This is a genomic window from Nocardia sp. NPDC005366, assembly GCF_040606855.1.
Lineage (GTDB): Bacteria > Actinomycetota > Actinomycetes > Mycobacteriales > Mycobacteriaceae > Nocardia.
The window spans coordinates 43,928-69,125 of the sequence record NZ_JBEXFQ010000028.1 but is presented as its reverse complement, the minus strand read 5'-3'; the positions used below and the strand labels follow the sequence as shown (position 1 = coordinate 69,125).

The 25,198-nt window shown below is 67.8% G+C and carries 28 protein-coding genes; 14 read left to right on the top strand and 14 right to left on the bottom strand.

All coding sequences use genetic code 11. From position 1 onward, the window contains the following. Positions 1 to 175: 175 nt before the first annotated feature. Complete coding sequence (locus ABZS43_RS27275; RefSeq protein ID WP_355038817.1) at positions 176 to 943, bottom strand: SWIM zinc finger family protein; 768 nt, start codon at positions 941 to 943, stop codon at positions 176 to 178. Continuing rightward, positions 940 to 3,786: a DEAD/DEAH box helicase gene (locus ABZS43_RS27270; RefSeq protein WP_355038816.1), complete on the bottom strand. Its 2,847-nt coding sequence runs from the start codon at positions 3,784 to 3,786 to the stop codon at positions 940 to 942. The genes ABZS43_RS27275 and ABZS43_RS27270 overlap by 4 nt, the downstream gene beginning before the upstream one ends. Here ABZS43_RS27270 and ABZS43_RS27265 point away from each other — a divergent pair. The 3 genes from ABZS43_RS27265 (at position 3,778) to ABZS43_RS27255 (ending at position 5,166) form a co-directional block, all read left to right on the top strand. After that, the gene (locus ABZS43_RS27265) at positions 3,778 to 4,014 is read left to right on the top strand and encodes a hypothetical protein (protein WP_355038815.1); all 237 of its coding nucleotides are present in this window, start codon (positions 3,778 to 3,780) and stop codon (positions 4,012 to 4,014) included. The two genes, ABZS43_RS27270 and ABZS43_RS27265, sit on opposite strands and share 9 nt — an antisense overlap. Continuing rightward, on the top strand, positions 4,011 to 4,373 hold the full coding sequence (locus ABZS43_RS27260; RefSeq protein WP_355038814.1) for a hypothetical protein: 363 nt from the start codon (positions 4,011 to 4,013) through the stop codon (positions 4,371 to 4,373). Before ABZS43_RS27265 ends, ABZS43_RS27260 begins: the two co-directional genes overlap by 4 nt. Before the next feature lie 121 nt (positions 4,374 to 4,494). Then, positions 4,495 to 5,166, top strand: coding sequence for an HNH endonuclease family protein (locus ABZS43_RS27255; protein WP_355038857.1), 672 nt, complete (start codon positions 4,495 to 4,497; stop codon positions 5,164 to 5,166). Positions 5,167 to 5,199: 33 nt separating this feature from the next. Here ABZS43_RS27255 and ABZS43_RS27250 read toward each other — a convergent pair whose 3' ends face one another. Then, on the bottom strand, positions 5,200 to 6,033 hold the full coding sequence (locus ABZS43_RS27250) for a sulfurtransferase (RefSeq protein WP_355038813.1): 834 nt from the start codon (positions 6,031 to 6,033) through the stop codon (positions 5,200 to 5,202). A gap of 198 nt (positions 6,034 to 6,231) precedes the next feature. Between ABZS43_RS27250 and ABZS43_RS27245 the strand changes: the two genes are divergently transcribed. Further along, positions 6,232 to 7,458, top strand: a complete 1,227-nt coding sequence (locus ABZS43_RS27245; protein WP_355038812.1) for a benzoate/H(+) symporter BenE family transporter — start codon at positions 6,232 to 6,234, stop codon at positions 7,456 to 7,458. A gap of 43 nt (positions 7,459 to 7,501) precedes the next feature. Here ABZS43_RS27245 and ABZS43_RS27240 read toward each other — a convergent pair whose 3' ends face one another. Genes ABZS43_RS27240 through pdhA form a run of 3 tightly spaced genes read right to left on the bottom strand, consistent with a single transcriptional unit; the run spans position 7,502 to position 10,959 of the window. Continuing rightward, entirely contained in the window at positions 7,502 to 8,842 is a 1,341-nt protein-coding gene (locus ABZS43_RS27240; RefSeq protein WP_355038811.1) for a dihydrolipoamide acetyltransferase family protein, read from the bottom strand. A 30-nt stretch (positions 8,843 to 8,872) separates the two neighbouring features. After that, complete coding sequence (locus ABZS43_RS27235; RefSeq protein WP_355038810.1) at positions 8,873 to 9,850, bottom strand: alpha-ketoacid dehydrogenase subunit beta; 978 nt, start codon at positions 9,848 to 9,850, stop codon at positions 8,873 to 8,875. Continuing rightward, complete coding sequence (gene pdhA, locus ABZS43_RS27230) at positions 9,847 to 10,959, bottom strand: pyruvate dehydrogenase (acetyl-transferring) E1 component subunit alpha (RefSeq protein WP_355038809.1); 1,113 nt, start codon at positions 10,957 to 10,959, stop codon at positions 9,847 to 9,849. The genes ABZS43_RS27235 and pdhA overlap by 4 nt, the downstream gene beginning before the upstream one ends. 163 nt (positions 10,960 to 11,122) lie before the next feature. Here pdhA and ABZS43_RS27225 point away from each other — a divergent pair, with 163 nt between their 5' ends. Beyond that, a complete protein-coding gene (locus ABZS43_RS27225; protein ID WP_355038808.1) occupies positions 11,123 to 11,617 on the top strand; it encodes an Lrp/AsnC family transcriptional regulator in 495 nt (164 codons plus the stop codon). Between the two features lie 72 nt (positions 11,618 to 11,689). Continuing rightward, positions 11,690 to 12,490, top strand: a complete 801-nt coding sequence (locus ABZS43_RS27220; protein WP_355038807.1) for an SDR family oxidoreductase — start codon at positions 11,690 to 11,692, stop codon at positions 12,488 to 12,490. Between the two features lies 1 nt (position 12,491). Here the strand turns inward: ABZS43_RS27220 and ABZS43_RS27215 are convergent, their stop codons facing one another. Further along, a complete protein-coding gene (locus ABZS43_RS27215) occupies positions 12,492 to 12,914 on the bottom strand; it encodes a thioesterase family protein (RefSeq protein WP_355038806.1) in 423 nt (140 codons plus the stop codon). Continuing rightward, positions 12,911 to 13,885, bottom strand: a complete 975-nt coding sequence (locus ABZS43_RS27210) for an AraC family transcriptional regulator (protein ID WP_355038805.1) — start codon at positions 13,883 to 13,885, stop codon at positions 12,911 to 12,913. Before ABZS43_RS27210 ends, ABZS43_RS27215 begins: the two co-directional genes overlap by 4 nt. 59 nt (positions 13,886 to 13,944) lie before the next feature. Here ABZS43_RS27210 and ABZS43_RS27205 point away from each other — a divergent pair, with 59 nt between their 5' ends. Continuing rightward, positions 13,945 to 15,231: an MFS transporter gene (locus ABZS43_RS27205; RefSeq protein WP_355038804.1), complete on the top strand. Its 1,287-nt coding sequence runs from the start codon at positions 13,945 to 13,947 to the stop codon at positions 15,229 to 15,231. Positions 15,232 to 15,236: 5 nt separating this feature from the next. Here the strand turns inward: ABZS43_RS27205 and ABZS43_RS27200 are convergent, their stop codons facing one another. Continuing rightward, positions 15,237 to 15,848, bottom strand: a complete 612-nt coding sequence (locus ABZS43_RS27200; RefSeq protein ID WP_355038803.1) for a hypothetical protein — start codon at positions 15,846 to 15,848, stop codon at positions 15,237 to 15,239. A 170-nt stretch (positions 15,849 to 16,018) separates the two neighbouring features. Here ABZS43_RS27200 and ABZS43_RS27195 point away from each other — a divergent pair, with 170 nt between their 5' ends. Both ABZS43_RS27195 and ABZS43_RS27190 read left to right on the top strand, forming a co-directional pair. Next, positions 16,019 to 16,669 (top strand): MspA family porin, encoded by a 651-nt coding sequence (locus ABZS43_RS27195; protein WP_355038802.1) that lies wholly within the window; start codon positions 16,019 to 16,021, stop codon positions 16,667 to 16,669. Next, entirely contained in the window at positions 16,660 to 16,974 is a 315-nt protein-coding gene (locus tag ABZS43_RS27190) for a hypothetical protein (RefSeq protein WP_355038801.1), read from the top strand. The genes ABZS43_RS27195 and ABZS43_RS27190 overlap by 10 nt, the downstream gene beginning before the upstream one ends. An 82-nt stretch (positions 16,975 to 17,056) precedes the next feature. Here the strand turns inward: ABZS43_RS27190 and ABZS43_RS27185 are convergent, their stop codons facing one another. The 3 genes from ABZS43_RS27185 to ABZS43_RS27175 are packed head-to-tail and all read right to left on the bottom strand — an operon-like array spanning position 17,057 to position 19,989. Beyond that, positions 17,057 to 18,475 carry an NAD(P)(+) transhydrogenase (Re/Si-specific) subunit beta gene (locus ABZS43_RS27185; RefSeq protein WP_355038800.1) on the bottom strand — a complete coding sequence of 473 codons (1,419 nt, stop codon included), beginning with the start codon at positions 18,473 to 18,475 and terminating at the stop codon, positions 17,057 to 17,059. Between the two features lie 3 nt (positions 18,476 to 18,478). After that, positions 18,479 to 18,805, bottom strand: a complete 327-nt coding sequence (locus ABZS43_RS27180) for an NAD(P) transhydrogenase subunit alpha (RefSeq protein WP_355038799.1) — start codon at positions 18,803 to 18,805, stop codon at positions 18,479 to 18,481. Next, a complete protein-coding gene (locus ABZS43_RS27175; protein ID WP_355038798.1) occupies positions 18,805 to 19,989 on the bottom strand; it encodes a Re/Si-specific NAD(P)(+) transhydrogenase subunit alpha in 1,185 nt (394 codons plus the stop codon). Before ABZS43_RS27175 ends, ABZS43_RS27180 begins: the two co-directional genes overlap by 1 nt. A 406-nt stretch (positions 19,990 to 20,395) precedes the next feature. On the opposite strand from ABZS43_RS27175, the gene ABZS43_RS27170 reads away from it, so the two are divergent. The 3 genes from ABZS43_RS27170 to ABZS43_RS27160 are packed head-to-tail and all read left to right on the top strand — an operon-like array spanning position 20,396 to position 22,343. Beyond that, positions 20,396 to 20,857: an HIT family protein gene (locus ABZS43_RS27170; RefSeq protein WP_355038797.1), complete on the top strand. Its 462-nt coding sequence runs from the start codon at positions 20,396 to 20,398 to the stop codon at positions 20,855 to 20,857. Then, positions 20,857 to 21,696, top strand: a complete 840-nt coding sequence (locus ABZS43_RS27165) for a maleylpyruvate isomerase family mycothiol-dependent enzyme (RefSeq protein ID WP_355038796.1) — start codon at positions 20,857 to 20,859, stop codon at positions 21,694 to 21,696. The genes ABZS43_RS27170 and ABZS43_RS27165 overlap by 1 nt, the downstream gene beginning before the upstream one ends. Beyond that, a complete protein-coding gene (locus ABZS43_RS27160) occupies positions 21,696 to 22,343 on the top strand; it encodes a Type 1 glutamine amidotransferase-like domain-containing protein (RefSeq protein WP_355038795.1) in 648 nt (215 codons plus the stop codon). Before ABZS43_RS27165 ends, ABZS43_RS27160 begins: the two co-directional genes overlap by 1 nt. 7 nt (positions 22,344 to 22,350) lie before the next feature. On the opposite strand, the gene ABZS43_RS27155 is transcribed toward ABZS43_RS27160, so the two are convergent. After that, complete coding sequence (locus ABZS43_RS27155; RefSeq protein ID WP_355038794.1) at positions 22,351 to 22,902, bottom strand: GtrA family protein; 552 nt, start codon at positions 22,900 to 22,902, stop codon at positions 22,351 to 22,353. A gap of 13 nt (positions 22,903 to 22,915) precedes the next feature. Next, on the bottom strand, positions 22,916 to 23,227 hold the full coding sequence (locus tag ABZS43_RS27150) for a hypothetical protein (RefSeq protein WP_355038793.1): 312 nt from the start codon (positions 23,225 to 23,227) through the stop codon (positions 22,916 to 22,918). Between the two features lie 188 nt (positions 23,228 to 23,415). Between ABZS43_RS27150 and ABZS43_RS27145 the strand changes: the two genes are divergently transcribed. Both ABZS43_RS27145 and ABZS43_RS27140 read left to right on the top strand, forming a co-directional pair. Beyond that, entirely contained in the window at positions 23,416 to 24,774 is a 1,359-nt protein-coding gene (locus ABZS43_RS27145) for an FAD-linked oxidase C-terminal domain-containing protein (protein WP_355038792.1), read from the top strand. Beyond that, entirely contained in the window at positions 24,771 to 25,160 is a 390-nt protein-coding gene (locus ABZS43_RS27140; RefSeq protein ID WP_355038791.1) for a GNAT family N-acetyltransferase, read from the top strand. Before ABZS43_RS27145 ends, ABZS43_RS27140 begins: the two co-directional genes overlap by 4 nt. Positions 25,161 to 25,198: the final 38 nt, after the last annotated feature.

Here is a 25,198-nt window from a genome sequence, read left to right as displayed (position 1 = left end):
AACGCCCGGAGGCAGTGCAGGGACAGCATTAGGGCATTCTCCGCACGGTGCGAACAGGGCAGACTCGATTGTGGCACCCGGCGCGAGGAAGCTACCGATCCACGGCACACCGGGCGAACTCCGCCCGAACGAGTCCGGGAGGCGTGGTCGGTTGCGCTGCCGGGTGCCCGCAAACTCAGCGCCCGAGTACCTCGTACAGCGCGCGCAGTTCCCGCAGCCCGGCGGCCGCGGTCGGCTCGTCCTCGGCGATCATCCGCAAGGCGCGGCGCAGGATCACCGGGTCCAGATCCTCCAGTGCGGGATGGAATTCCGGTGTCGGCAGATCCGGTAGCGTCGCCCGATCGCCGTATGGATCGTCGGAGACGGTGGGCTGTGGATCGCGTTCGATCCCGCCGATGAGCGTGTCCAGATCGAGTCCGCGCAGGGTGAGGATTTCGCGCGGACGCTCGTCGAGTCGTTCGGCCAGCAGATAACAGACGGCGGCCACATGTTTGCACGGCCAGCCCGGGTCCGGGCAGGTGCACGCGAAATCCAGATCCGCGGCCGTGGTCGGCAGCAGATGCGGTCCGAGACCGCTGGGCAATGCGCCGGAGGCGATCTCGGCGAGCATTCCCGGCGCGGTGCGAATCGTCTCGATCAGCAGCGCCAATTCCTCCTCGCGCAGCGCTCGCACGGTGAACACGGCGGTGAACGGGCGGGGTTGGCTCCCCTGCACTTCCGCCGTCACCACACCGGGTTCGATGCGATAACTGATCACCTGACCGGATCGCGCGTAGGTACGGCCGCGCGCCAGCCTGCCCGGCTCGGCCATCGCCTCCACCGCGTCGATCAGCGCCTTACCCCACCAGGTCCGGCCGAATCCGCCGCGCCTGCTCCGCGCCGCCATACCGCCCTCGACCGCGCGGCGTTTACCGTATTTGCGGTAATCCTCGAAGGGGCTCATTCGCCGACCGCTTCCGCGCCGAGCGCGAACAATTCGCGCAATTCGTCGGTGCCGAGTTCGGTGATCCAGTTCTCGCCCGCGCCGACCGCCAATTCGGCGAGATGACGCTTGCCGTTGATCATTTCGTCGATCTTCTCCTCGATGGTGTCGACGCAGACCAGCTTGCGCACCTGCACGTCACGACGCTGCCCGATGCGGAAGGCACGGTCGGTGGCCTGGTTCTCCACCGCTGGATTCCACCAACGATCCAGGTGCACAACGTGATTGGCGGCGGTGAGATTCAGCCCGGTACCGCCCGCCTTGAGCGACAACAGCATCAGCGGCGGTCCGCCCTCGGACTGGAATCGTTCGACCATGGCGTCGCGCCGCTTCTTCGCCACCCCACCGTGCAGGAACGGGATCTCGGCGCCGAAACGCTCCACCAGATAGGGCGCGACGAGATCGCCGAATTCCCGGAACTGGGTGAACAGCAGGGCTTTCTCGCCATCGGCGAGCACCGACTCCAGAATATCCTCCACCAGGGCCAATTTTCCGGAGCGATGGCCGCCGCGCAGCAGCACTGGCGAGCCGTCGCCGAGGAAATGCGCCGGATGGTTGCACACCTGTTTGAGCCGGGTCAGCGCGCCGAGTACCGCGCCCTTGCGCGCCATACCCTTGGCATCCTTGATCTTTGCCAGCATGTCGTCGACCACCGCCTGGTATAGCGCGGCCTGCTCCACGGTGAGGTTGGCGCGCACCGTCATCTCGAATTTCTCCGGAAGATCGGAGATGACCGCCGGATCGGTTTTCACCCGGCGCAGCACGAACGGCTGGGTGAGATATCGCAGGCGCGTCAGCGCGTTCTGATCCTGTTCCCGCTCGATCGGGACGGCGAAGCGAGCGCGGAAGGTCTGGGCACTGCCGAGTAGCGATGGCATCGCGAAATCGAGGATCGAGCGCAATTCCTCCAGGCGGTTCTCCACCGGGGTTCCGGTGAGCGCCAGGCGATGTCGCGCGGGCACCGACCGCGCCGCGCGGGCCTGCCTGGTTCCCGCGTTCTTGATGTGCTGCGCCTCGTCCAGCACGATCCGCTCCCACGGGCCGCGCCGCATATCGTCGATATCGCGGGCAAGCAGCGCGTAGGTGGTGATCACCAGATCCGCATCGGCCACCGCCGCGTCGAATTCGGGGCCAGCGCGACGCCCGACGCCGTGGTGCACGAGCACCCGCAGATCGGGCGCGAACCGCTGGGCCTCGCGTTGCCAGTTGCCGACCACCGACATCGGGCTCACCAGCAGCGTCGGCCCCGGCATCGCCGCCGCGTCCGCCGTGATGTCGTCGGTTCGCGAAAGCCCCCGCGCGACTTCGCGTTCGTGCAGGAGCAGCGCGAGCACCTGGATGGTCTTACCCAGCCCCATATCGTCGGCGAGGATCGCACCGCATCCCATGCGGCTCATGGTGGCAAGCCATGTCACGCCGCGCAGCTGATAGGGACGCAACTGCGCCTTCAATCCGACCGGGGGCTCGACGGGTTCCACCTCGTGCTGGCGGTCGAACAGCTCGGCCGCCCAACCGGTGGCGGTGACCTCGGTGATCGGCACCCGGTCGACCCGCCCGCCCGCGAGTTCGCCGAGCATATCGGCCAGGGTTATCGGCGAGGGATCGAGATGGGCGGCGACGTAGCGGGCCGCCGCGGCGAGCACCTTGTGATCGGCCTGCACCCATTCCCCGCGCAACTGCACCAGATCGGATTTCGCGTGGATCAGCCTGCCCATCTCCGCAGCGGTGAGCACGGTATCGCCGAGTGCCAATTCCCAACGGTAGGAAACCAATCCGCGCATGCCGACGGTGCTCTCGGCGGCGGGAACGGCGCTGTCCACCCGCAAGCGCATGGACGGCGCGGTGATATTCCAGGCACGGGGCAGCAGGAGGCCGACCCCCGCCTCCCGCAGTGCGTGCGCACCGTGTTCGACCAGGTCGGCCACGACCGGCGTCGGCAGCAGCAGATCCATGCTCCGGGGATCGGAGGGGAGATCACGCAACCGCGGATAGGCCCGCTGCGCCTCGCCCAACTTCTCGATCGTGGTGCGCACCAGACTCGGATCACCGTGCAGCGGAATCGGATTCGGCGCTTCCCCGGGCAGCCGCAGACAGACCTCCAGACGCCACAGCGCGACCGATTCGTCCTCGGTGCCGAACGTGCCGTCGGGCTCGAGCAGACGCAGTACCAGTTCCGGCTGGTCGACGGTGAGACTGGCCCGCCAGCGTTCCAATGTCTCGGCCAAGTGGTGACTGCCGCCCTCCAGCGGCACATCCCCGACCAGCGCGCTCAGCAGCGGATGCGTGACGGGCCGCCCATCCAGCAACTCCCGCGCGATCGGATCGGTGAGTTTCCCGACCAGATCCTCCAGTAGCGCCGCCGGTCTGCCCGCGACCTGGAGCGCGGCGGGCATGGCCACCGCCGCCTCGGCGAGCCAGGCACGTTGCCGCTCGCCGCCCGCCAACCGCCAGCGCACCCACCACTGACCGTCGTCACGACGGAGTTCGGGGACGACGCGCCCGGCGCGCACCCACCGCTCGATGCCGTGCGCGAGGTGAGCCAGATAGCGCAGGTCGCCGGAGACGGATTCGCCGGGCAGCCGCTGGCGGAGCGCGGCAGCGGCGGCGGCGGGCGCCATCGCGTGCGCGCGCACGCGTTCGATGTCGGCGCGCTCGATTCCCTCGGCGCGCATGACGTCGGCGTGGTGGCGGAACTTCGATGAACGCAGGATCGCGCCCAACGGGTCGGGCAGACCGGGAGGAACCTCGCCGTCGTCTGTCCACAGCAGCAGGCCGGAACCCGACGACCACAGACCGTGCAGCATCCGACCATCCAATCAGGTGGCTCCGACACCGACCGCGCCGAATTCCCGAACCCACTGCCCTGGATTTCCGCACCCGAGCGGATAAACTGGTATATCCGCTGGTCACCGCGTCGCAAGCATCATCACAACGGTTATCGGATCGGTTATCGGATCGGTTATCGCCTCGACCACCGCTGGGTAGCACCCCCGACCCAGGCGTCCAAGGAAAGTGCAGGGCAGCAGCAATGACAATTCTGCTCCAGGTACTCGAGCAGAGCTTCACGCCGACCACACCGTGGGAACGGCGCAAATTCACCTTCGTCAACACCGACAAGATCGTCGATATGCGACTGGACGGTCAATCCGGGGTCTGGCTGGATCTCTCACGTCCCGGCGAATCCCAGCGCCTCGCCCGCACCATCGACCCGGCGGACGCGGTGACCTTTCTCCTCACGACCTTCGCCAAGATCGCCGAATGCGAGGAGCGCGGCGGTTCCTGGTTGATCGGGCACGACGGCGCGCATACCGAATCGATTTCGGCTACCCGATTTCCCCCGCGTACCAGTGCGGTCGCCGAGGACGAACTGCTGGCGCGCGCCTGGCTCTGAACACGCTCCCGCACCGATGGCCGCCGCCGGATGTGTCGGTGCGGCCGGGTACAAGTGGCACGTGCGCGCGGATACTCGAGAATTCTCGCCGGGCCGATCGCCCGGATGGTTACCTGTCGTCCTGGCGGGCGCGCTTGCCCTCGCCGGCTGCGCCGCGCTCGACGGCGGCGCGGTCGAGCCCGCGCCGGGAAGTCCCACGCGAATCCAGCTCGACGAATTGCTGTCCACGGTGCGGGTCGTCGCCGCTCGTCCGCATCCCGGCGGTTACGAGCGCGGGTGCACGGGTGGTCAGGCGTGCGTCTTCGGGCAGGCGTGGACCGACGATTACGACGGACCCGCAGGTCACGATGGCTGCGATACCCGCAACAATGTGCTCGCCACGCAGCTCACGGAGGTGGCCTTCCGCGCGGGCACGCGCGCATGCGTCGTCGTGTCGGGAACGTTGAACGACCCCTACACCGGGCGACGTCTGCCCTTCGGCAAGGCCGAGGCCGGCGCGGTGCAGATCGACCACGTCTACCCGCTGGCCGCCGCCTGGGATATGGGCGCCTCGCGCTGGCAGGCAGAGCGACGGGTGTTGTTCGCCAACGATATCGAGACCAATCTGCTCGCCACCGACGCGGAGACCAACCGGGCCAAGCGCGACAGCACCCCGGCCGAATGGCTGCCGCCCGCACGCGCCAACCACTGCTTCTACGCGGCGAAATATCTCACCGTGGCGGTGCGCTACGACCTGCCGGTGACGGCCATGGACAACGCGGCGCTACACGAGGTCGCGCGTACGTGTCCGTGAGCACCGGTGTCGATGGACGGCGACGTCCTCGGATCACACGCCGGTGGCTACCGGACGCTTCGGATCGTTGGACCACTGCGACCACGAACCCGGATACAGCGCGGCTTCCACCCCTGCCACCGCCAGGGCGGCGACCTGGTGGGCCGCCGTTACGCCCGACCCGCAGTAGACCGCGATCGGTCCCGAGCCGAATTCGGCGAACCGTTCGCGCAGATCGTCCACGGCGCGGAACCGTCCGTCGGCGTCGAGATTCTCGGCGGTCGGCGCGCTCACCGCACCGGGGATATGCCCGGCGCGAGGGTCGATCGGCTCGATCTCGCCCCGGTATCGCTCACCGGCTCTCGCGTCGAGCAGTACGCCCCGCCACCTGGCGACCGCGTCGGCCTCGACCACCGGCAACCGGCCGGAGGACAGCGTGACATCACCCGGTTCCGGATCGGGTTCGGGGCCCGTCGCGATGGCTCCCCCCGTCGCCGTCCACGCGGGCAGTCCGCCGTCGAGGATTCTGACGTCATCGATACCCGCCCAGCGCAGCAGCCACCAGGCGCGGGCCGCGGCCATACCGCAGGTGGCGTCGTAGACCACCACGGTGTCGCCTGCCCCGAGTCCCCAACTGCGTGCGCATTTCTCCAACTGCACGACATCGGGCAGCGGATGCCTGCCCCGGGCGGGTGAGGGAACCGCGGCCAGCTCCGTCTCGAGATCGACGAAGACCGCACCGGGGATATGGCCGTCCAGATAGTGCTGGGGACCGTCGGGATCACCGAGCGCCCATCGAATATCGAGCAGACGAATACCGCTGCCCGCCAACGCTTCTCGAAGTTCCGCTGCCGAAATCAGTACCGCGCTCACACCCGAACTCCTCATCCAGAATCGCATCTCGCGCACCGACGTCCCCACCCTACGCACCACCTGCGCGCATGTCTTTTCGCCCCGCGGGGTGAAGGAGGGTAGTTCGCGACGCTACCCGGAGGTCGTCGACATCACCCGCGACTGCGGAAATTCAGGCCAGTTTCCGCCGACTGGCCGGTGACATGCCGACTTACCAGCGGCAAGATCCGGACGATGTCGACGGTTTCCGCAGCGCAAGACGAGCCGGGCACCGTGCCTGAACCGCCCGCGACCGGTCCCGATACCGGAATCGCCCAGCCGATCGGCGCGGGTGTGGTTACCGCACTGGTCGGGTTCACCAGCTCGTTCGCGGTCGTGCTGAGCGGGTTGAGCGCGGTGGGCGCGACGCACGCGCAGGCCGCCTCGGGGCTGCTGGCGCTGTGCGTCACCCAGGCCGTCGGGATGATCCTGCTCAGCTACCGATACCGGATGCCCATCACCCTGGCCTGGTCGACGCCCGGCGCCGCGCTGCTGGTGAGCACCGGCGCGGTCGCGGGCGGCTGGGCCGCCGCTGTCGGCGCCTTCGCGCTGACCGGCGTTCTCGTCGTGATCACCGGATTGTGGCGGCGGCTTGCGGATCTGGTCGCGGCGATTCCGGTGGAGATCGCCCAGGCGATGCTGGCCGGGGTACTCGTTCCACTGTGCCTGGCTCCGGTGCGGGCAGTGCACACGAGTCCTGCGGTGGTGGCGCCGGTGATCGTGGTCTGGTTGGTATTGCAGCGGTTCGCGAAGCGGTGGGCGGTGATCGCCGCCTTCGTGACCGGCGCGATCGGGGCAGGCGTCAGCATCGGGGTACAGCATCGGCGAGTGGATCTGTCCGCGATGGTTCCCGCGGTGGAACTGACACTGCCGCAGTGGAATTGGCAGGCGGTAATCGGTGTCGCGATTCCGCTCTACATCGTGACCATGGCATCGCAGAACATTCCGGGCACCGCCGTGATGGGCTCCTTCGGCTATCGGGTGCCGTGGCGGGCGGCCATGACCGTCACCGGAATCGGCACCATCGCGGGTGCGACCGCCGGTGGGCACGCCATCAATCTCGCGGCGATCAGCGCGGCGCTGTCCGCCGCGCCCTCGGCACATCCCGACCCGAAACGCCGCTGGATCGCGGCCGCTACCACGGGCGTCGCGTACCTGCTGCTCGCGCTCGGTTCGGCCGCACTGGTCACGCTCATCGCGACCGCACCCGAGGGCACGCTGGAAACGGTCGCGGGTCTCGCCCTGCTCGCCACCCTCGCGGCGGCCCTGGCGGGGGCGCTGACATCGGAGCGGCATCGGGAGGCGGGCGTCGTAACCTTCCTGATCGCCGCTTCGGGCGTCGGCTTCCTCGGTATCGGCGCGGCATTCTGGGCGCTGGTCGCGGGATTGGTGGTACGACGGGTGCTCAGCCGCCGCGACTGAGCACAGACGACAGCGCCGCGGTGAAGATATCCAGGCCGTGGCCCTACGCGCGACTGAGCAGGGTGAGCGGATCCTCCAGCAGGCCCGCCACCGTCGCGAGGAAGCGCGCGCCGAGTTCGCCATCGATCATGCGGTGGTCGAAACTGACGCCGAGGGTGGTGACCCACCGGACGGCGACTTCGTCACGAACCACCCAGGGCCGCTTCCTGATCGACCCGACGCACAGAATCGCCCCCTCGCCCGGATTGACCAGCGGAACCCCGGTATCCACCCCGAAGACACCGACATTGGTGATGGTGAAGGTGCCACCGCGCAGGTCGACCGGGGTCGCGCTGCCCCCGCGCGCGGTTTCGGCCAGCCAGCCGATCTCCCGGCACAGATCGCGCAGGCTCAATGTCTGCGCCTCCTTGAGATTGGGCACGAGCAGTCCGCGTTCGGTCGCGACCGCGATGCCGAGATTCACATAGTGCTTGGTGACGATCTGCTGATTCGCGTCGTCCCAGGTCGCGTTGATACCGGGGAATTCGGCGATCGCGGCGACCACGGCCTTGGCGATCAAGGCCAGGGGCGTCGGCGTGAGTTCGGCGAACGCCTTGGTGGTGCGCAGGTGGTCGAGCAACTCCATCGAGGCGGTGAAATCCAAGGTGAGGAAGGTGCTGGCCTGCGGGATGGTGCGGGCGCTGACCGTCATGGATCCGGCGATGCGTTTGCGGATGCCCGCGATCGGGGTCCGCGATTCCCTGACCGCGGGCCTGATGAGACCCTCCTGCCGGTCCGCGGCAGGGGCGACGGTGGTCGCGCCCGCGCGCGCGGCGGGGGTGCGCGGACGCGAGACGGGGACCGCACCGCGCACATCCTCGACGGTCACCGCGCCCCGCGGACCGGAACCGGCGATGTACCACAGATCGATGCCGAGTTCCTTGGCTAGTCTGCGCGCCCCCGGCGTTGCGGCGGCGCGCCTATCCATCGAGGTCGAACGGTCCTGATTCGGTTGCGGCGCGGGCGTTTCCGTCTGCCGTGCGGCGGCACGCCGCCGGGATGCGGGCTCGTCTTCCGGTCCGTAACCCACGAGAACCGATGTGCGCCCGCCGCTGCTGTCGCCGCTGTCGCCGCTGTCGGCGGCGACCGCCAGATCGTTGCGCACCCGGATCAACGGCGCGCCCACCGGAACCGTATCGCCCGGCTGCGCCAGCAATTCCACGACGGTTCCGGAGAACGGCGAAGGTAGGGCAACCACCGCCTTGGCCGTCTCCACCTCCGCGATCGTCTGGTTCAACTCCACCGTGTCCCCGACACCGACCGACCACGACAGCAATTCGGCGTCCGCGAGCCCCTCCCCGAGATCCGGGAGCCGGAATTCCAGGACGTGGCCGTCATCGTGCACAGGGCACCTCTCACTTCGGTGGGCGGGGCGTCAGGCGGCGGGCAACGATCGGTCCACCGCGGCCAGAATGCGATCGGGATCTGGCAGGTGGTGCTTTTCGAGCTTGGCCGGGGGGTACGGAATATCGTGGCCGCCGACGCGCAGCACCGGAGCCTCCAGATGATAGAAGCAGCGTTCGGTGATCCGCGCCGCGATTTCGGCTCCCAGACCCCCGAAAACCGATGCTTCGTGCACGACGATCAGCCTGCCGGTTTTCGTGACGGATTCCTCGATGGTGTCGAAATCGATCGGCGCGAGACTGCGCAGATCGATCACCTCCAGCGAATGCCCTTCCTCGGCAGCGATTTTCGCCGCGGTCAGCGCGGTGGCGACGGTACCGCCGTATGCCGCGATCGTCGCGTCGGTTCCGGGGCGGCAGACCCGCGCCCGATCCAACGGCAGTGTGGGCTCCGCGTCGAAATCGACCTCGGCGCGGTCCCAGTAGCGGCGTTTCGGTTCGAAGAAGATGACCGGATCATCGAGCGCGATCGCCTGACGCACCATCTGATACGCGTCGACCGGCGTACTCGGTATCACCACGCGCAGTCCGGGGGTATGCGCGAAATACGCCTCGGGCGACTCCGAATGATGCTCGACGGAGCCGATCCCGCCGCCGCAGGGGATGCGAATCGTGAGGGGAACGGTCACCTTTCCCCCGGTGCGGTAATGGATTTTTGCCACCTGCGAGACGATCTGATCGAAGGCCGGATAGACGAACCCGTCGAACTGTATCTCACACACCGGCCGATATCCGCGTAGTGCCATACCGAAAGCCGTTCCCACGATGCCTGATTCGGCCAGCGGCGTATCGATCACCCGGTCGTCACCGAAATCCTTCTGCAGGGTGTCGGTGACACGGAAGACTCCGCCGAGCCTGCCGATGTCCTCGCCCATCAGCAGAACCTTCGGATCATCCTCCAGCGCCCTGCGCAGACCGGTGTTGAGCGCGGCGGCGAAGGTGGTGATCATGCGCGGACTCCTTCCGGTGGCGCGGAGGATGTCCCGGGATCGCCGGCGAGGTACTCCGCGTAGGCACGCCGCTGTTCGGTGAGCAGCGGATGCGGGGTGGCGTAGACGTGGTCGAACAGTCGCATCGGGTCGGGATCGGCCATCTCGATGGTCGCGGTGCGCAGCCGGTGGGCCACCTCGTCGGCCCGCGCGGTGACCTGCTTGTCGATATCGCTGTCCCACAGATCCTCGCGTTCGAGGAGTCTGCGCATCCGATCGATCGGATCCCGGCGCTTCCACAGCTCGGTTTCCGCGGCGAAGCGGTAGCGGGAGGGGTCGTCGGCGGTGGTGTGCGGGCCCATCCGGTAGGTCAGCGCCTCGATGAAGGACGGACCGCCGCCGCTGCGGGCGCGGGCGAGGGCCTGTCGCGTCACCGCGAGCACCGCGAGCACGTCGTTTCCGTCGACCTGGACGCCGGGGATGCCGTATCCGAAGGCCCTGCGCACGATCGGCGTCGCGCTCTGCACCCGGACCGGCGCGCTGATCGCCCAGTGGTTGTTCTGGCAGAAGAACACCACCGCCGCGCCCCAGCTCGCGGCGAAACCCATGGCTTCGGCGATATCGCCCTGGCTGCTCGCGCCGTCGCCGAAATAGGCGATGGTGCCGATCTCCGCACCGTCCAGATGGGCGGCGTAGGCGTAGCCGGTGGCGTGCAGCCCCTGCGAGCCGACGACGATATTCGGATTGGTCATATTGATCGCGGCGGGATCCCAGCAGTGGTGGGCCGCGCCGCGCCACAGCCGCGTCAGATCGCCGGGATCGACACCGCGGCAGTAGGCGACGGCGGCCTCCCGGTAGCTGCAGAACACGTAGTCGTCGGGACGAAGGGCCCGCGCCGAACCGACCTGCGCCGCTTCCTGGCCGAGCAGCGGCGGCCACAGGCCGAGCTGACCCTGCCGTTGCAGCGCCGTCGCCTCGGTGTCGATGCGGCGGCTGACGACGAGATCCTCGTACAAAGCGCGCAACCGCTCGGGGCCGATATCGGCCACGAGAGCCGCGTGTTCACGGTCGAACACCCTGCGTCCATCGGGCTGGACCAACTGGACCGGGTACGCGGGCTTATCCGTCATCGCCGATCGCCTCCTGACCGTGGGGTGTCACATCCGGGCGCCGCGCCCGAACACTATGCTCTACCTCACAGCATCCACCTCGAGGCGTTATGCGCAAGTGGACACGCACCGAATGAGCAGATTGCACAATTTCGGGGCGTAGTCGAATGTCATACTGCGTCTTATGACCAGCAAGGAATCCGCCGAGGTGACCCTGGACGCCACCGACGCGCGCCTCTTACTCGAACTGGTCGCCAATCCGCGCGCGACCGGCGTGGAACTCGCGACCCGTCTCGGCCTGTCCCGCAACACCGTGCAGGCACGATTGTCGCGATGGGAGGCCGGTGGGGTGCTCAGCAGTGTCGAGTTGCGGGTGCGACCGCGGGCGCTCGGCTATCCGCTGTCGGCCTTCGTCGCGGTCGTGCTGGATCAGCATCGACTGGATTCGGTCGTCGCCGAACTCGCCGAGGTACCCGAGGTGACCGAGGTCTGCGGGCTCACCGGGCAGACCGATCTGACCGTGCGCGTCGTCGCCCGCGATGCCGACGATCTGTACCGGATCACCGGGCAGATCCTGAAGATTCCCGGGGTCGAGCGGACGAATATGGCACTGGTGATGCGTTCGCTCGTCGGACCTCGCACCGCGCCGCTGCTGGAACGGCTGGCCGGGCGCGACTAGTTTCCGCCGAAAGCGCCGCCGGGGTTCCGGTTGGGCGCATCCCGGGCGGGAGCGCCCGCTAGGGTGCCGAATATGGAGATTTCGGGCAAGATCGCGATCGTCACGGGAGCCGGGGCGGGAATCGGGGCCGCAGTGGCGCGGCGACTGGCCGCCGGAGGCGCGCGGGTGGTGATCGCCGATCTCGACGCGGATTCGGCGGCGAAGGTCGCCGAATCCATCGGTTCCGCCGCGATCGCGGTCGGCGGCGATGTCGCCGACGAGAAGGTGATCCAGAATCTGATCGACCGCGCCGAGGACGCGTTCGGGCCGGTCGACCTCTATGTCGCCAACGCGGGTATCGGCGGCGGTCCCGGCCTGGAAAGCACCGACGAACAGTGGTCGGCGTCGATCGAGATCAATGTCTTGGCCCACGTGCGCGCCGCTCGCCTCCTCGTGCCGCGCTGGGTCGAGCGCGGCGCGGGCTATTTCATGTCCACCGCCTCGGCCGCCGGACTGCTCACCCAGATCGGCTCCGCCCCGTATTCGGTGACCAAGCACGCCGCCGTCGGATTCGCAGAATGGCTCTCGATCACCTACGGCGACAAGGGTGTTCGCGTCAGCTGCCTCTGCCCGATGGGCGTCGACACCCGGCTGCTGCACGGCGATCTCATCCCCGGCGACGCCGCCGCCGAACTCGCCGTCAAGGCGGTGACCACCGCGGGCGCGGTGCTCACCCCGGAGCAGGTCGCCGAATCCGTCATCGAGGGTATCGATGCCGAGCGATTCCTCATCCTCCCCCACCCGGAGGTTCTGAAGATGTACCGCCACAAGGGTTCCGACTACGACCGCTGGCTCGAAGGCATGCGCCGCTTCCAGGCCGCGTTGCAGGGCTGATTCAGTCGGTGACAAGCGCGGCCGCCGCCGTGCGGATGACCTCGGGGATCTCGACCGGTTTGCGGGTGTCGGAATCGACGTAGACGTGGACGAATACGCCGGTGGCGGCGAGTTCGAGGTCGTCGCCCGCTTCCCGGAAGATCGCCAGATCGTAGGTGATGCTGGAGCGGCCGAGGCGCGAGACGCGCACGCCGACCCGCAACTGGTCGGGGAAGCTGAGCGACCCGTGGTACTGGCACGAGGTCTGCGCGACCACGCCGAGGGCGGGCAGATTCCGGATATCGGTACCGGTGGCGTCCATCAGCCACGCGTTCACCGCGGTGTCGAAGTACGAGTAGTACGTCACGTTGTTCACGTGGCCGTAGTGGTCGTTATCGGCCCACCTGGTCGGCACCGGCCAGAGCACTGGATACTGCTGCGTCACCCGGCCGACGATAGCTCAGCGGGTGTCGCGCCGTGCCGATGGTCACGCGGGCTGACGCCGAAGTGGCGCTTGAACGCGGCGCTGAGCGCGAAGGCGCTGCCGTAACCGACCTGTCGCGCGATGGCCTCGATGGTGGCGTCCGATCCCTGTAACAGGTCGGCGGCGAGTTCGAGACGCCATTCGGTGAGGAAGGCCATCGGCGGCTCGCCCACCAGCTCGGTGAAACGGCGAGCCAGCGCGGCCCGCGACACCCCGACCGCCTCGGCCAGACCGGCGACGGTCCAGCCGTGCGCCGGATTGTGCTGCAACAGCCGCAGCGCCTTGCCGACCAGCGGATCGCTGTAGGCGTGGTACCAGGCGGGCGCGTCATTGCCCGCGAACCAGCAGCGCAGCGCGGTGATGAGCAGCAGGTCGAGCAGCCGGTCCAGTACCGCGCCCTGGGCCGGTTCGTCCTTGGTGGCCTCGTCTGCGAGCAGATCCAGTACGCGGCTGTCGAATTCGCCGTGCCGCAGGACCACGACCGGCGGCAACGCGCGCAGCAGCCGCCTGCTCACCGCGCCGACGGTTTCGTAGGTGCCGGTCACCATCATGGTGGCGCCGTCCGGGGTGGTCCCCCACTGACGCACGCCGAGAGTCAACGCCTCGCACAACAATTCACCGTCCGGCGTGGTCGTGATCTGGCCGGGGTGAATGATGATCTGCGGTGTCGTCTCCGGGGAGTCGGCGATCGTATACGGCTGCGGTCCACGGAAAATGGCGACGTCCCCCGCCTCCAGTCGACGCGGCGCGGGCGATTCGGCCCGCTTCGGATCCGCGTCGGGAACGATCCAGGCCGTGCCGCGGACGATCGACAGCACCGTCAGCGGTGATTCGTCCTGGATGCGCAGCGCCCAGGGCGGGTCGAGCAGCGAGCAGACCACGAACGCGCCGCGAGCACGCGGACCTTCGAGCAAGCTGGCGAGGGCATCCACCCACCCAGGGTAGACGCCTGCCCGTGGTCTCAGGCCGACGATTGTCACCGCGTGCGCGGATGATCGTGGGTACCGTTGGAGGGGTGCCGGTTCCGACGGTCGACCGCAGGCTTCGTCTGGCCCGCGCGGCGGTATTCGCGGTTTTCGCGCTGAACGGATGCCTACTCGCGCTGTGGGTGGTGCATATCCCCGCCGTCTGCGATCGCACCGGAATCGCGAAATCCACACTCGGCACCTTCATCCTCGCGCTCGCCGGTGCGGCGCTGGTCGGAATGCGACTCGCCGGACCACTGGCCGACCGCGTCGGCAGTCGCACCATGGTCGGGGTGGCAGCGTGTCTGATCTCGGTGACGGTGATCGGTCCCGGCCTGGCGACCGGTCCGCTCACCTTGGCCATCGCGTTGGCCTGCTTCGGATTGGGCAACGGGGCGCTCGACGTCTCGATGAATACGCAGGCGGTGCATGTCGAACGAGCGTACGGCAGACCCGTCATGTCGGCGTTCCACGCCCTGTTCTCCGGCGGCGGACTCCTGGGTTCGCTCGCGGGCGCGGGCGCGCTGCGGGCCGGGATGGATATCCGGCTCACCCTGTCGATCGCCGCGGTGGCGGGACTCGCGCTCGTCGCGGTCTCGCTTCCGCTGCTCCTGCGCGACTCGGCGGCGGAATTCGTCTCCGACGCGGTCGAGGTCGTCCCGATGCCCGTGTCGCTTCATGTCGTCACCGGCACCGGGCCGGCGGCGGTCGAGGACACACGGTGGGCTCCCGCGCGGGCGGCCAGGACCCGGAAGGTGCTCGGACTGGCCGTCATCGCCTTCATCTGCTTGCTCACCGAGGGCGCGGCGGCGGACTGGAGCGCACTGCAGGTTCGCGACCACCTCGGAACCGACGAGGCCACCGCCGCACTGGCTTTCGCCGGCTTCTCGTTCACCATGACCGCGGGACGCTTCGCGACCGATCGCATCGCCGGGGCTTTCGGCGCGGTGGCCGTGGTGCGCTACGGCACCCTGATATGCGCGGGTGGACTCGCGGTCGTCCTGATATCGGTCTTGACCCCGCTGACCCTATTCGGCTGGGCCTGCGTCGGGCTCGGCCTGTCCGGCGTGATACCGCAGATCTTCACCGCCGCGGGCAATCTCGGTTCGGCGACCGTCGCCACCGACATGTCCCACGTCTTCAGCATCGGCTACCTCGGTCTGCTCGCGGGACCGGCTCTCATCGGATGGCTGACCGTGATCGTTCCCCTGACCACCGCGTTGGCCGTGCCGCTCGTAGCCGTCCTGGTCTGCGCACGTTGGGCCGGAATCGTCGCGCCGGTCGCCACCGAGCGGCGCGAGGCCACCGGATAGGTCACCTACAGCGGCGGGGCAAGGCATAACGTCATCGGATCGGGTTTCGGGTAGACGATGGCGTCCTCGTCGGCCGCCGCGCTGTCGCAGGCCGAGCGGTCGGCGGTGCCGCGAATGATCCGGACGACCTTGAAATCGGCGGCGGCCGTGCAATCGACGCGCGTACTCGCGCCCATCAGCACGCTGTTGACGCAGTCACCCTCCGCGACATTGAGGCGAAGACACAGCGTGTATTCGTCACCGCTGGTCTGGTAATAACTCTCGTAATCCCGGCTCGCGCATTCCGCGTCGGCCCCGTCCAGTCGCTGCGCCACCACATAATTGGCGTCGGCGTCGCCGCATTCGGCGACCGTGAATTCGGCTTTGACGGTACTGCCCGAAAGTTTCGCGCACTGGCCGATCGCGATCTTCTGGCCGTCGGTCGCGAAATATGTCCGCGCCGCGAAAATCGCCAACCCCAGCACCAGAAATGCGCCGACGAGCTTGAGAACCTCCACCAGTGTGCTGTCACCGGGCGCGTCACCGGGCGAATCGTCATACGACAGCGGTGGGCGATCTGATGCCTGCGTGGACCGGTGATCGGACATCTGCCGCGGGTATTGCGGCGGCGTGGTCATACGTACACTCCCTGGATCCAACTCACTGCCGTACGCGCGGCGACTCTGGCGGCCAATGTATCGGATTCCGGCACGCGACCGGTGCGCGGCTCGGGCGCACCGCACCCGCTCCGGCCGTCGACTGTACGTTGTCTTCAGGCTGGAATTATTTCGAAGATGAGGAAAGTTCGATGAAGAGCTCGACCAGAGCGCTGCTCTGTACGTTCACGGCGGCAGCGCTAGGGCTCGGCGGTGCGGGGGCGCTGGGTTTCGACGGCGCGATAGCGGCAGCCGAACAGACGGCGGACAAGTCCCGGGTGGTCACCACCGACGACGGCTGGGAACTGCGGATCACCAAATCCGCCGAGAATGTGGACCGGCAACCCAATCTCGCCAATTCGCCACTGAGCCGGGAGGCGTTCGTCAGCCTTTCGGCCGTCGCGGATATCGGCGGAGGCGGCCGGGTCGCGGTGGATTCGGGATCGCTGCAACTCGGCTACCAACTCGGATGCCAGGTCGACGTTTCCAGTGGGCTCACCATGAGCCTCGGGGTGTCCATGGGACCGAGCGTCGGGATTTCGACAACCGGGGTCAATGTCGGGGTGGGCGCTCAAGTGGTGCCGAGTATGTCGATGACGGCCAAACCGGGCAGCATCGTCAGCCTGCCCTTCGGAACGAAAGCGCTGGCCGGAGCACACGGATCGATCAGCACCGATCAGGTGCAGATCAAAGTGGACGGATGCCTCGGCGCGGTGAGCCTGCGTTCCTACGCGATCGTCTCCATTTCCACTGCCACGGCCGATAATTCGATATCCGTCTACGGCGATCCGGTGTGGCTGTGAGGCGCGCGGCCAGGATAGCGGCGGGCGTGGTGCTCTCGGTCGTCGCGCTGTACCCGGTCGCGCAGGCCGCGCCGATCGTGCCCGCCGCACCGGATCGGGAATGCGCCGATACCGAGACCTCCTGCGAGCCGCCGAAGACGACCACGGCGACGCCGCGTCCACCGGCGCTGCCGCAGCAGTCCTCGCCGAGCACGATGATCCCGCAGCAGCGGCCGACCGGGCCGAACGCCAATCCTCCTGCGGGAGCGCTGGTTCCGCCTACGCCGGGAGCGGGGCGCGGCGCCCCGATCGTTCCGGTCGGCTGACCCGGCGGTAGCTCGCCGGAAAACCCACAGCGGCCCCCGTTCGACGTGCGAACGGGGGCCGCTGTGGCGTTAGTGCGTTGTCCTACAGCGCCTTCAGTTCCTCGGTGACCGCACCGACGGACTTCTTGGCGTCGCCGAACAGCATGGAGGTGTGGTCGGCGTAGAACAGGGGATTGTCGATACCCGCGAAGCCGGAATTCATCGAGCGCTTGAGCACGATGACGCTGCGCGCCTGGTCGACGTTGAGCACCGGCATCCCGTAGATCGGGCTGGACTTGTCCTCGCGGGCGGCGGGATTGGTGACATCGTTCGCGCCGATGACGAGGGCGACATCGGTGCGAGAGAACTCGCCGTTGATATCGTCCATCTCCTTGAGGGCGTCGTAGGACACCTCGGCCTCGGCGAGCAGCACGTTCATATGGCCTGGCATCCGACCGGCGACCGGGTGGATGGCGTATTTGACTTCCACGCCCTTGGCCTCGAGCAGCGCCGCCATCTCCTTGACCGCGTGCTGGGCCTGCGCCACGGCCATGCCGTAGCCGGGGACCACGATGACCTGATTGGCGTAGGCCATCTGGATCGCGGCGTCGGCCGCCGAGGTGGCCTTGGCCTGTTTCGCCTCGCCGTCGCCCGCGCCGGGCGCGGTGCCGCCGCCACCGAAGCCGCCCGCCACGATGGCCGGGATCGACCGGTTCATGGCCTTGGCCATGAGGTTGGTGAGGATGGTGCCCGACGCACCGACGATCATGCCGGCGACGATCATGGCGGTGTTGTTCAATGCCAGACCGGCCGCGGCGGCCGAAAGACCGGTGAGCGCGTTGAGCAGGGAGATGACAACGGGCATATCCGCGCCACCGATGGGCAGCACCACCATCAGGCCGAGCACACCGGCCGCGAGCAGCAGCAGCACCATCCACCACCACGGCGCGCCGCCGTCGGAGGCGTTGACGCCGATGACCACCGCCGCCGCCACGGACACGATGAGCAGCAGCAGGTTCAGCGGCTGCTGGAGTTTGCCGACACCGATCGGCTTACCCGGCAGGATCTCCTGCAATTTGCCGAAGGCGATCAGCGAACCCCAGAACGAGATCGAACCGATGATCGCGGCGAACAGCGAACCGACGATGATGTGCACGGTCGGGGATTCGCCGTGCTTGAACGCGGAAAAGCCGCTGGTGTCGATGAATTCGGCCCACGCGATGAGTGCGACGGTGCCGCCGCCGACACCGTTGAACGCGGCGACCAGCTGCGGCATCGCGGTCATCTTGGTGTATTTCGCGGGCGGCACGCCCAACGCGATACCGACGACGAGTCCGGCGACGATCAGGATCCAGTTACCGGTATCGCGGACCGCGATCAGGGTCGCCACCACGGCGATCCCCATGCCGACCGCGGCGATCCAGTTGCCGCGCACCGCGGTCTTGGGGCCGGTCAGGCCCATCAGACCGTAGATGAACAGCGCGAACGCGACAATATAGAGAATATTGACGAGGTTGTCCATGGCCTACTTACCCGCCTTCTCCGCGCCGTCGGCCGCGACAGCCTTCTTACCCTTGAACATGCCGAGCATGCGGTCGGTGACGACGAAACCACCGATGACGTTCAGGGTTCCGAACACCACGGCGACGAACAGGATGATCTGGATCCCGATGGACGGATCCTCCATCTTGCCGAGAGTCACCAGCGCGCCGAGGACGACGATGCCGTGAATGGCGTTGGTACCCGACATCAGCGGGGTGTGCAGGGTGTTGGGCACCTTGGAGATGACGGCGAATCCGACGAATCCGGACAACACCAGGATCGCGATATTCGCGAGCAGTTCGGTATACATCAGGCCTGCACCTCTGAGTTGGTCGGTTCGCTCGGCAAGCCTCGCTCTGAGTTGGTCGGTTCGCTCGGCAAGCCTCGCTCACGGGTAACACAGGAATCGGCGAGCACCTGGTCTTCGAAGTCGGGGACGACCTTGCCGTCCACGAGCATCAGTTCCAGCAGCGCCGCGATATTTTTCGAGTACAGCTCCGACGCGTGCTCGGGCATGGTGGCGGGCAGGTTCAGCGGCGAGGCGATGGTGACCTCGTGCTTGACCACCGTCTCACCGGGTTCGGTGAGTTCGCAGTTGCCGCCGGTCTCCCCGGCCAGGTCCACGATGACGCTGCCGGGCTTCATCCCTCGCACCGCGTCGGCGGTGACAAGGCGCGGCGCGGGACGTCCCGGCACCAGCGCGGTGGTGATCACCACATCGAAGGTTTTTATCGCGTCTTCGAGGGCCTTCTGCTGCTGGACCTTCTCGTCGTCGGTGAGTTCACGGGCATACCCGCCCTCGCCCGCGGCGTCGATTCCCAGATCCAGCCATTGCGCACCCACCGAACGCACCTGATCGGCGACCTCGGGTCGCACGTCGTAACCGGTGGTGCGCCCGCCTAGGCGCTTGGCCGTGGCCAGCGCCTGTAGCCCCGCGACGCCGACGCCGAGCACCAGCACGGTCGCCGGTTTCACCGTGCCCGCCGCGGTGGTGAGCATCGGGAAGAAGCGGGTCGATTCGGACGCGGCCAGCAGGACGGCCTTGTACCCCGCCACATTCGCCTGCGAGGACAGCGCGTCCATCACCTGCGCGCGTGAGATACGCGGGATCGCCTCCACCGCGAAGGCTTGCACGCCCGCGTCGGTGAGCGCGCCTATCTGGTTATCACTGTTGCGCGGCGCGAGGAATCCGATGAGCGTCTGCCCCTTGGACAGTTTCGCCACCTCGGCGTCGCTCGGTGGGGCCACCTTCACGACGACCTCGGCCGACCACGGATCACCGATGGTCGCTCCGGCCTCGATATACGCCTCGTCGGGGATGAGCGCACCCAGTCCGGCGCCGGTTTCCACGACTACCTCCACACCCTGTTTCAGCAAGGCGGGAATTATCTTGGGCACCAATGCGACACGCCGTTCGCCCGCGTTAGACTCGCGAACGACTCCGACACGCGCTCCGCGCGGCGACGAGTCGCCCGCGCTCTGCGTTGTCTCCACTTGTCAGACTTCCTTCTCGTGCTGGCCATTAGCCACCGAACGACGGACCAATGAAGTTACTCGTGAGTAAGTTCATCGAAATCCTCGCAACTGTACTCGGCTCGCGGTGAGCGTAGCTGAGATGCCGATCACACGCCCGGACCACCGTCCGCACGTCGGGACACCCGCACCCGGCGTGACGACAGCACCGACATCCGCGTGACCCCGGTTCCGCCGCGACGCCGCGGTGCTACCGACACTTATCGACGCAGGTGAGCGTGGCGAATCCACTGCCGGCGCGACATCACGCGACGCCGCGCCTGGGCGCGTCCCGGTCGTCGGCCGCGCGCCATGACAGTGACGTGCATCATGCCGAATGCCCGATTCGGGGGTGTTCGGCGTTCGTCGTAGGTCGTATGGTCGCGGTGTGAATGCCTGCGTCTTCTGCCGCATCGTGGCGGGCGAAGCTCCGTCGACGAAAGTCTACGAGGACGACACCCTGTGCGCGTTCCTCGATATCCGGCCCATCGCCAAGGGGCACACCCTGGTCATCCCCAAACAGCACGCCGCCGAATTGGGGGACCTCGACGCCGACCTCGGCGCGGAGATCTTCCGGACCGGACACCGGCTCGCGCTGGCGATGCGCGGCAGCACACTGTCCGCGGACGGGGCCAACCTGGTGCTCAACGACGGCAAGGCCGCGTTCCAGACCGTCGCGCATGTCCACCTGCACGTCATCCCGCGCAGGCACGGCGATCTCTTCGGCTTCGCGAAGGGTTTCCTGCTGCGCAGACCACACGATCCGGCCGGAACCGCCGCCGCCATCACGGCCGGTCTCGCGGCGCTGGACGGGCAGAGCTCCGCACGCGATGTCGAAGGGAAGCAATGATGACCGAGGAGATCCCGGACCGGATCGAGACGATCGACCTGCTGTCGCGACAGTGGCAGGCCGTCACCGCGCTGGTCGCCGACCTGGACGAGGACGGATGGCGCACGCCGACGGCCCTGCCGGGCTGGACCGTCTTCGACGTCGTGGCCCATATGATCGGCACCGAATCGTGGCTGCTCGGCGAGAAGCCGCCCGCCCGTGAGCCGGGCAGTGACGAGACGGATGTGCGCGCGCTCCCCCACGTCCGCAACGAGACGGCAGTACTCAACGAGATCTGGGTCGACCGGCTGCGCCCGCTGTCGGGGGCGGAGTTGCTCGAGATGTTCGGCCGGATCACCGACCGACGTCTGACGATGCTCGGCAAAATGGACGACGCCGTATGGAAGACCCCGACACCGTCGCCGATCGGACAGGTCAGCTACGGCCGGTTCATGCGGGTGCGCCTGTTCGACTGCTGGATGCACGAACTCGATATCGCCGACGCCATCGGCAAAACCATCGACGAGGGCGGACCGCGCGGTGAGCAGGCATTCGCCGAATTCGCCGCATCGCTTCCCCGGGTGCTCGCCAAGCGCGGCAAGGCTCCGGACGGATCACGGATAACCCTCGACCTGACCGGCCCGCTGGCGCGGACGCTGCATATCGCGGTCGACGGCAGGGCCGCCTATGCAGACACATTCGATGATCCGTGCACCGTGGCCATCCGGCTCGATTCGGGGCTGCTGGTTCGCCTCGGCGGCGGGCGCACCACCGCCGAGGAGCATGCCGATGACATCACCGTCACCGGCGACGAGGAACTCGGCCTTCGACTGGTCCGCAACCTGGCCTTCACCATCTGATGCGCCTATTCCTGTCCAGCTACCGATTCGGGGTCCACGCCGACCGGTTGCGCGCACTCGTCGGCGAACCGGGCCGTGTCGCGGTGATTCCCAACGCCTGCGACGCCTGGCCCCAGTTCTGGGAGGCCGCGATCGCCAGCGATATGACTCCACTGCGTGCGCTCGGCTACCTCCCCGAGGTGCTCGACCTGCGCGATTTCATCGGTCGCACAGCGGAATTGGAGCAACGGCTGGCCGAATTCCCGATGCTGTGGGTGCGCGGAGGAAATACCTTCGTCCTGCGCGCCCAATTCGCCCGCAGCGGAGCCGATCTGGTGCTGCCGCGACTACTGGCCGCCGACACGCTGGTCTACGCCGGGTACAGCGCGGGCGCCTGCCTGCTCACCCCGGATCTGCACGGGCTGGAGACCAGCGACGACCCCGCCGAGGTCGAGCCCTTCTGCGGAATCGAACCGCTGTGGGACGGACTGGGATTGGTCGATCGGCCGATCGTGCCGCATCTGTCTTCGGCGCTGGACCCGGAGGGCACCTGCGACCGGCTCGCGGCGCAGTTCCGCGCGAATGGAGTACCGCATTGGGGACTCACCGATGACGACGCGGTCGTCGTCGACGGCGACCGCGTCGAGGTGCTGCGCGGGCCGTCCTGATCCTGGATCAGTGACCGCGTGTCGGCGCCGCGGCGGTCGGACGGGTGCGAAACACCACCCAGCGCATAGCGCTGTACATGAACACCGCTTCACAGCCCCCCGCCAGCAGCCGGGACAGGTGGTATTCGAGGCCGAGCCCGGTGAGGCCGGTGCCGACGCCGAGGATGAACGTCGCGTAGTTGATCGCGACCACCACGACGTAGATCGCGGCCTGCCTGCCGACCGGGGCGTGCGAATGGAAGTTGAAGGTCCGGTTCAGGACGAAACTCAGCGCGAACGCGCAGATGTATCCGACCGTGACCGCGAGCCATACCGGCAGGCCCCACCAGCCGTGGAAGATCGTCAGCAGGATCAGATCCACGCCGAACGTGCCTCCGTTGATGAGCGCGAACCCCAGAAGGGTCGGCGGCACAAGGCGATTCAGCCCCCACGGCAGACGCGCGACGACCACTTCGCACCACCGGGTGAACCGGTCGGGAAGGGTTTCGGTGGTGACCGCCGGATCGAGCACGACGTCAGCATGCCAGCGGTAGGTGGCCGTCAGGTGAGCACTCGGCAAACCGATCGGCGTCTCAGCCGAGCCGGGTGCGCGTTTCGGGGCGGTCGAGTGCCGTCCATTCGGCCATGGTGCGCCGCCTCGTGACGATGTCCGCGTCCGCGAGCAGGGCGTCGAGCAGCACCGTCGGATCCGCGCGCCACTGTTCGGCGATCTTCGCCAGCGCGTCCTGGCCGAACAGTCCCGAGTGATCGAGCGCGGTGAGCCACTCCCCGAAATCCCCCGCGCGGATTCGCCGCAACACCGCGGCGTCGAGACCTCCGTCCGCCGCCTCGCCCGCGAATGCGGCACTCACCAATTCGCGGTAGTCCGGCGTTTCGCTCGGCATCGCACCAGCCCTCCCATCTCGTCGTATCCCGGAACCACGGGTGTTCCGGCGCACCCGCGCCCACCGTAGCGCCGACGCGCGGTGACGCGCGCGGCCCCGCCGTGCGGATCCCGCCGTGCGCATCCCGTCGTGCGGCCTCGCCGTGCGGATCCCGTCGTGCCGGGATCGGGACGTTACCGTGGACGACTGTGGAACTGCATGACCTGATCGACCTGCTTCCCGAGGGCGCGGTACTCACCGATCCCGACCTGCTGACAGGTTACCGCCACGACTGGGCCCGCGACCCCGACGCGGGAACACCGCGCGCGGTGGTTCGCGCCACCGGCACCGCCGACGTGGTCGCGACGCTGCGCTGGGCGCACGAGCACCGGGTGCCGGTGGTGCCGCGCGGCGCGGGCTCCGGGCTGTCCGGGGGCGCGACGGCCGTTGACGGCGGAATCGTGCTGAGCACCGAGCGGATGCGCGATATCACCGTCGATCCGGTCACCAGGACCGCGGTGGCGCAGCCGGGACTGTTGAACGTCGAGGTCAAACGCGCGGTGGCCGAACACGGGCTGTGGTATCCGCCGGACCCGTCCTCCTTCGAGATCTGCTCGATCGGCGGCAACGCCGCGACCAACGCGGGCGGGCTCTGCTGCGTGAAGTACGGCGTGACCGCCGATTACATCCTCGGAATGGAGGTGGTGCTCGCCGACGGCACCGCGGTGCGGCTCGGCGGGCCGCGGCTGAAGGATTCGGCGGGGCTCTCCCTGACCAAACTCTTCGTCGGCAGCGAGGGCACCCTCGGCGTCATCACCGAGGTGACCTTGCGACTGTTACCCGCCCAACCGCGCCAGAGCACCGTCGTCGCGACCTTCGCCACAGTGACCGCGGCCACCGAGGCGATCCTCGCGATCACCGGGGCGCTGCGCCCGTCGATGCTCGAATTCATGGACGCGGTGGCGATCAACGCCGTCGAGGACGAAATGCGCATGGGGTTGGATCGTTCGGCGGCGGCGCTGCTGGTCGCCCGATCGGACGCGCCGGGCGAATTCGCCGCCCGCGAGGCCGAGTCGATGGTGGCCGCCTGCGAGAAGGCCGGAGCGTCCGAGGTTTTCCATACCGAGGATCCCGAGGAGGGCGAGGCGTTCACCGCGGCGAGACGCTTCGCCATTCCCGCCGTGGAACGTATCGGCCCGCTGCTGCTCGAGGATGTCGGCGTCCCGTTGCCCCGGCTCGGCGATCTGGTCACCGGCATCGCCGCGATCGCGCGGCGCAACGATGTAGTGGTCTCGGTGATCGCGCACGCGGGCGACGGCAATACCCACCCGCTGATCGTGCACGACCCCACCGATGCCGCGAATACGGCGCGCGCGCATCGCGCCTTCGGCGAGATCATGGAACTGGCCATCGAACTCGGCGGCACCATCACCGGCGAACACGGTGTGGGCCGACTCAAGAAGGCCTGGCTGCCCGCTCAGCTCGGACCCGATGTCATGGCGCTGACCCAGCGCGTCAAAGATGCCCTCGATCCGCGCGGCATTCTCAATCCCGGCTCGATTCTGTGATCCGCGAACCGTCGCGGTCACACCTATACACTCGGTTTCGAGCGTGGCCCGGCCTCGGTCGGGCCGGAACATATCCGACCACCGAGGAGTTTTCCCACAACATGACCACCAGGCTCGAGCACAATGTCGCCGACACCCGTTTCGAGATCTATATCGACGACACCCTCGCCGGGTACGCCGACTACGCCGAACGCGAGGACGCGAAGGTTCGCGACTTCCACCACACCATGACCTTCCCGGAGTTCCGTGGTCATGGTGTCGCGGGCCAAGTGGTCGGATTCGCGCTCGACGAATCACGCTCGCAGGGTTTCACCATCATTCCCACCTGCTGGTACGTGGACAAATACGTCGCCGAGCACAGGGAATACGCCGACCTGGTGGCATAGCCCACCCCTGTCGTCCACCCCCGTCATACACCCCTGTA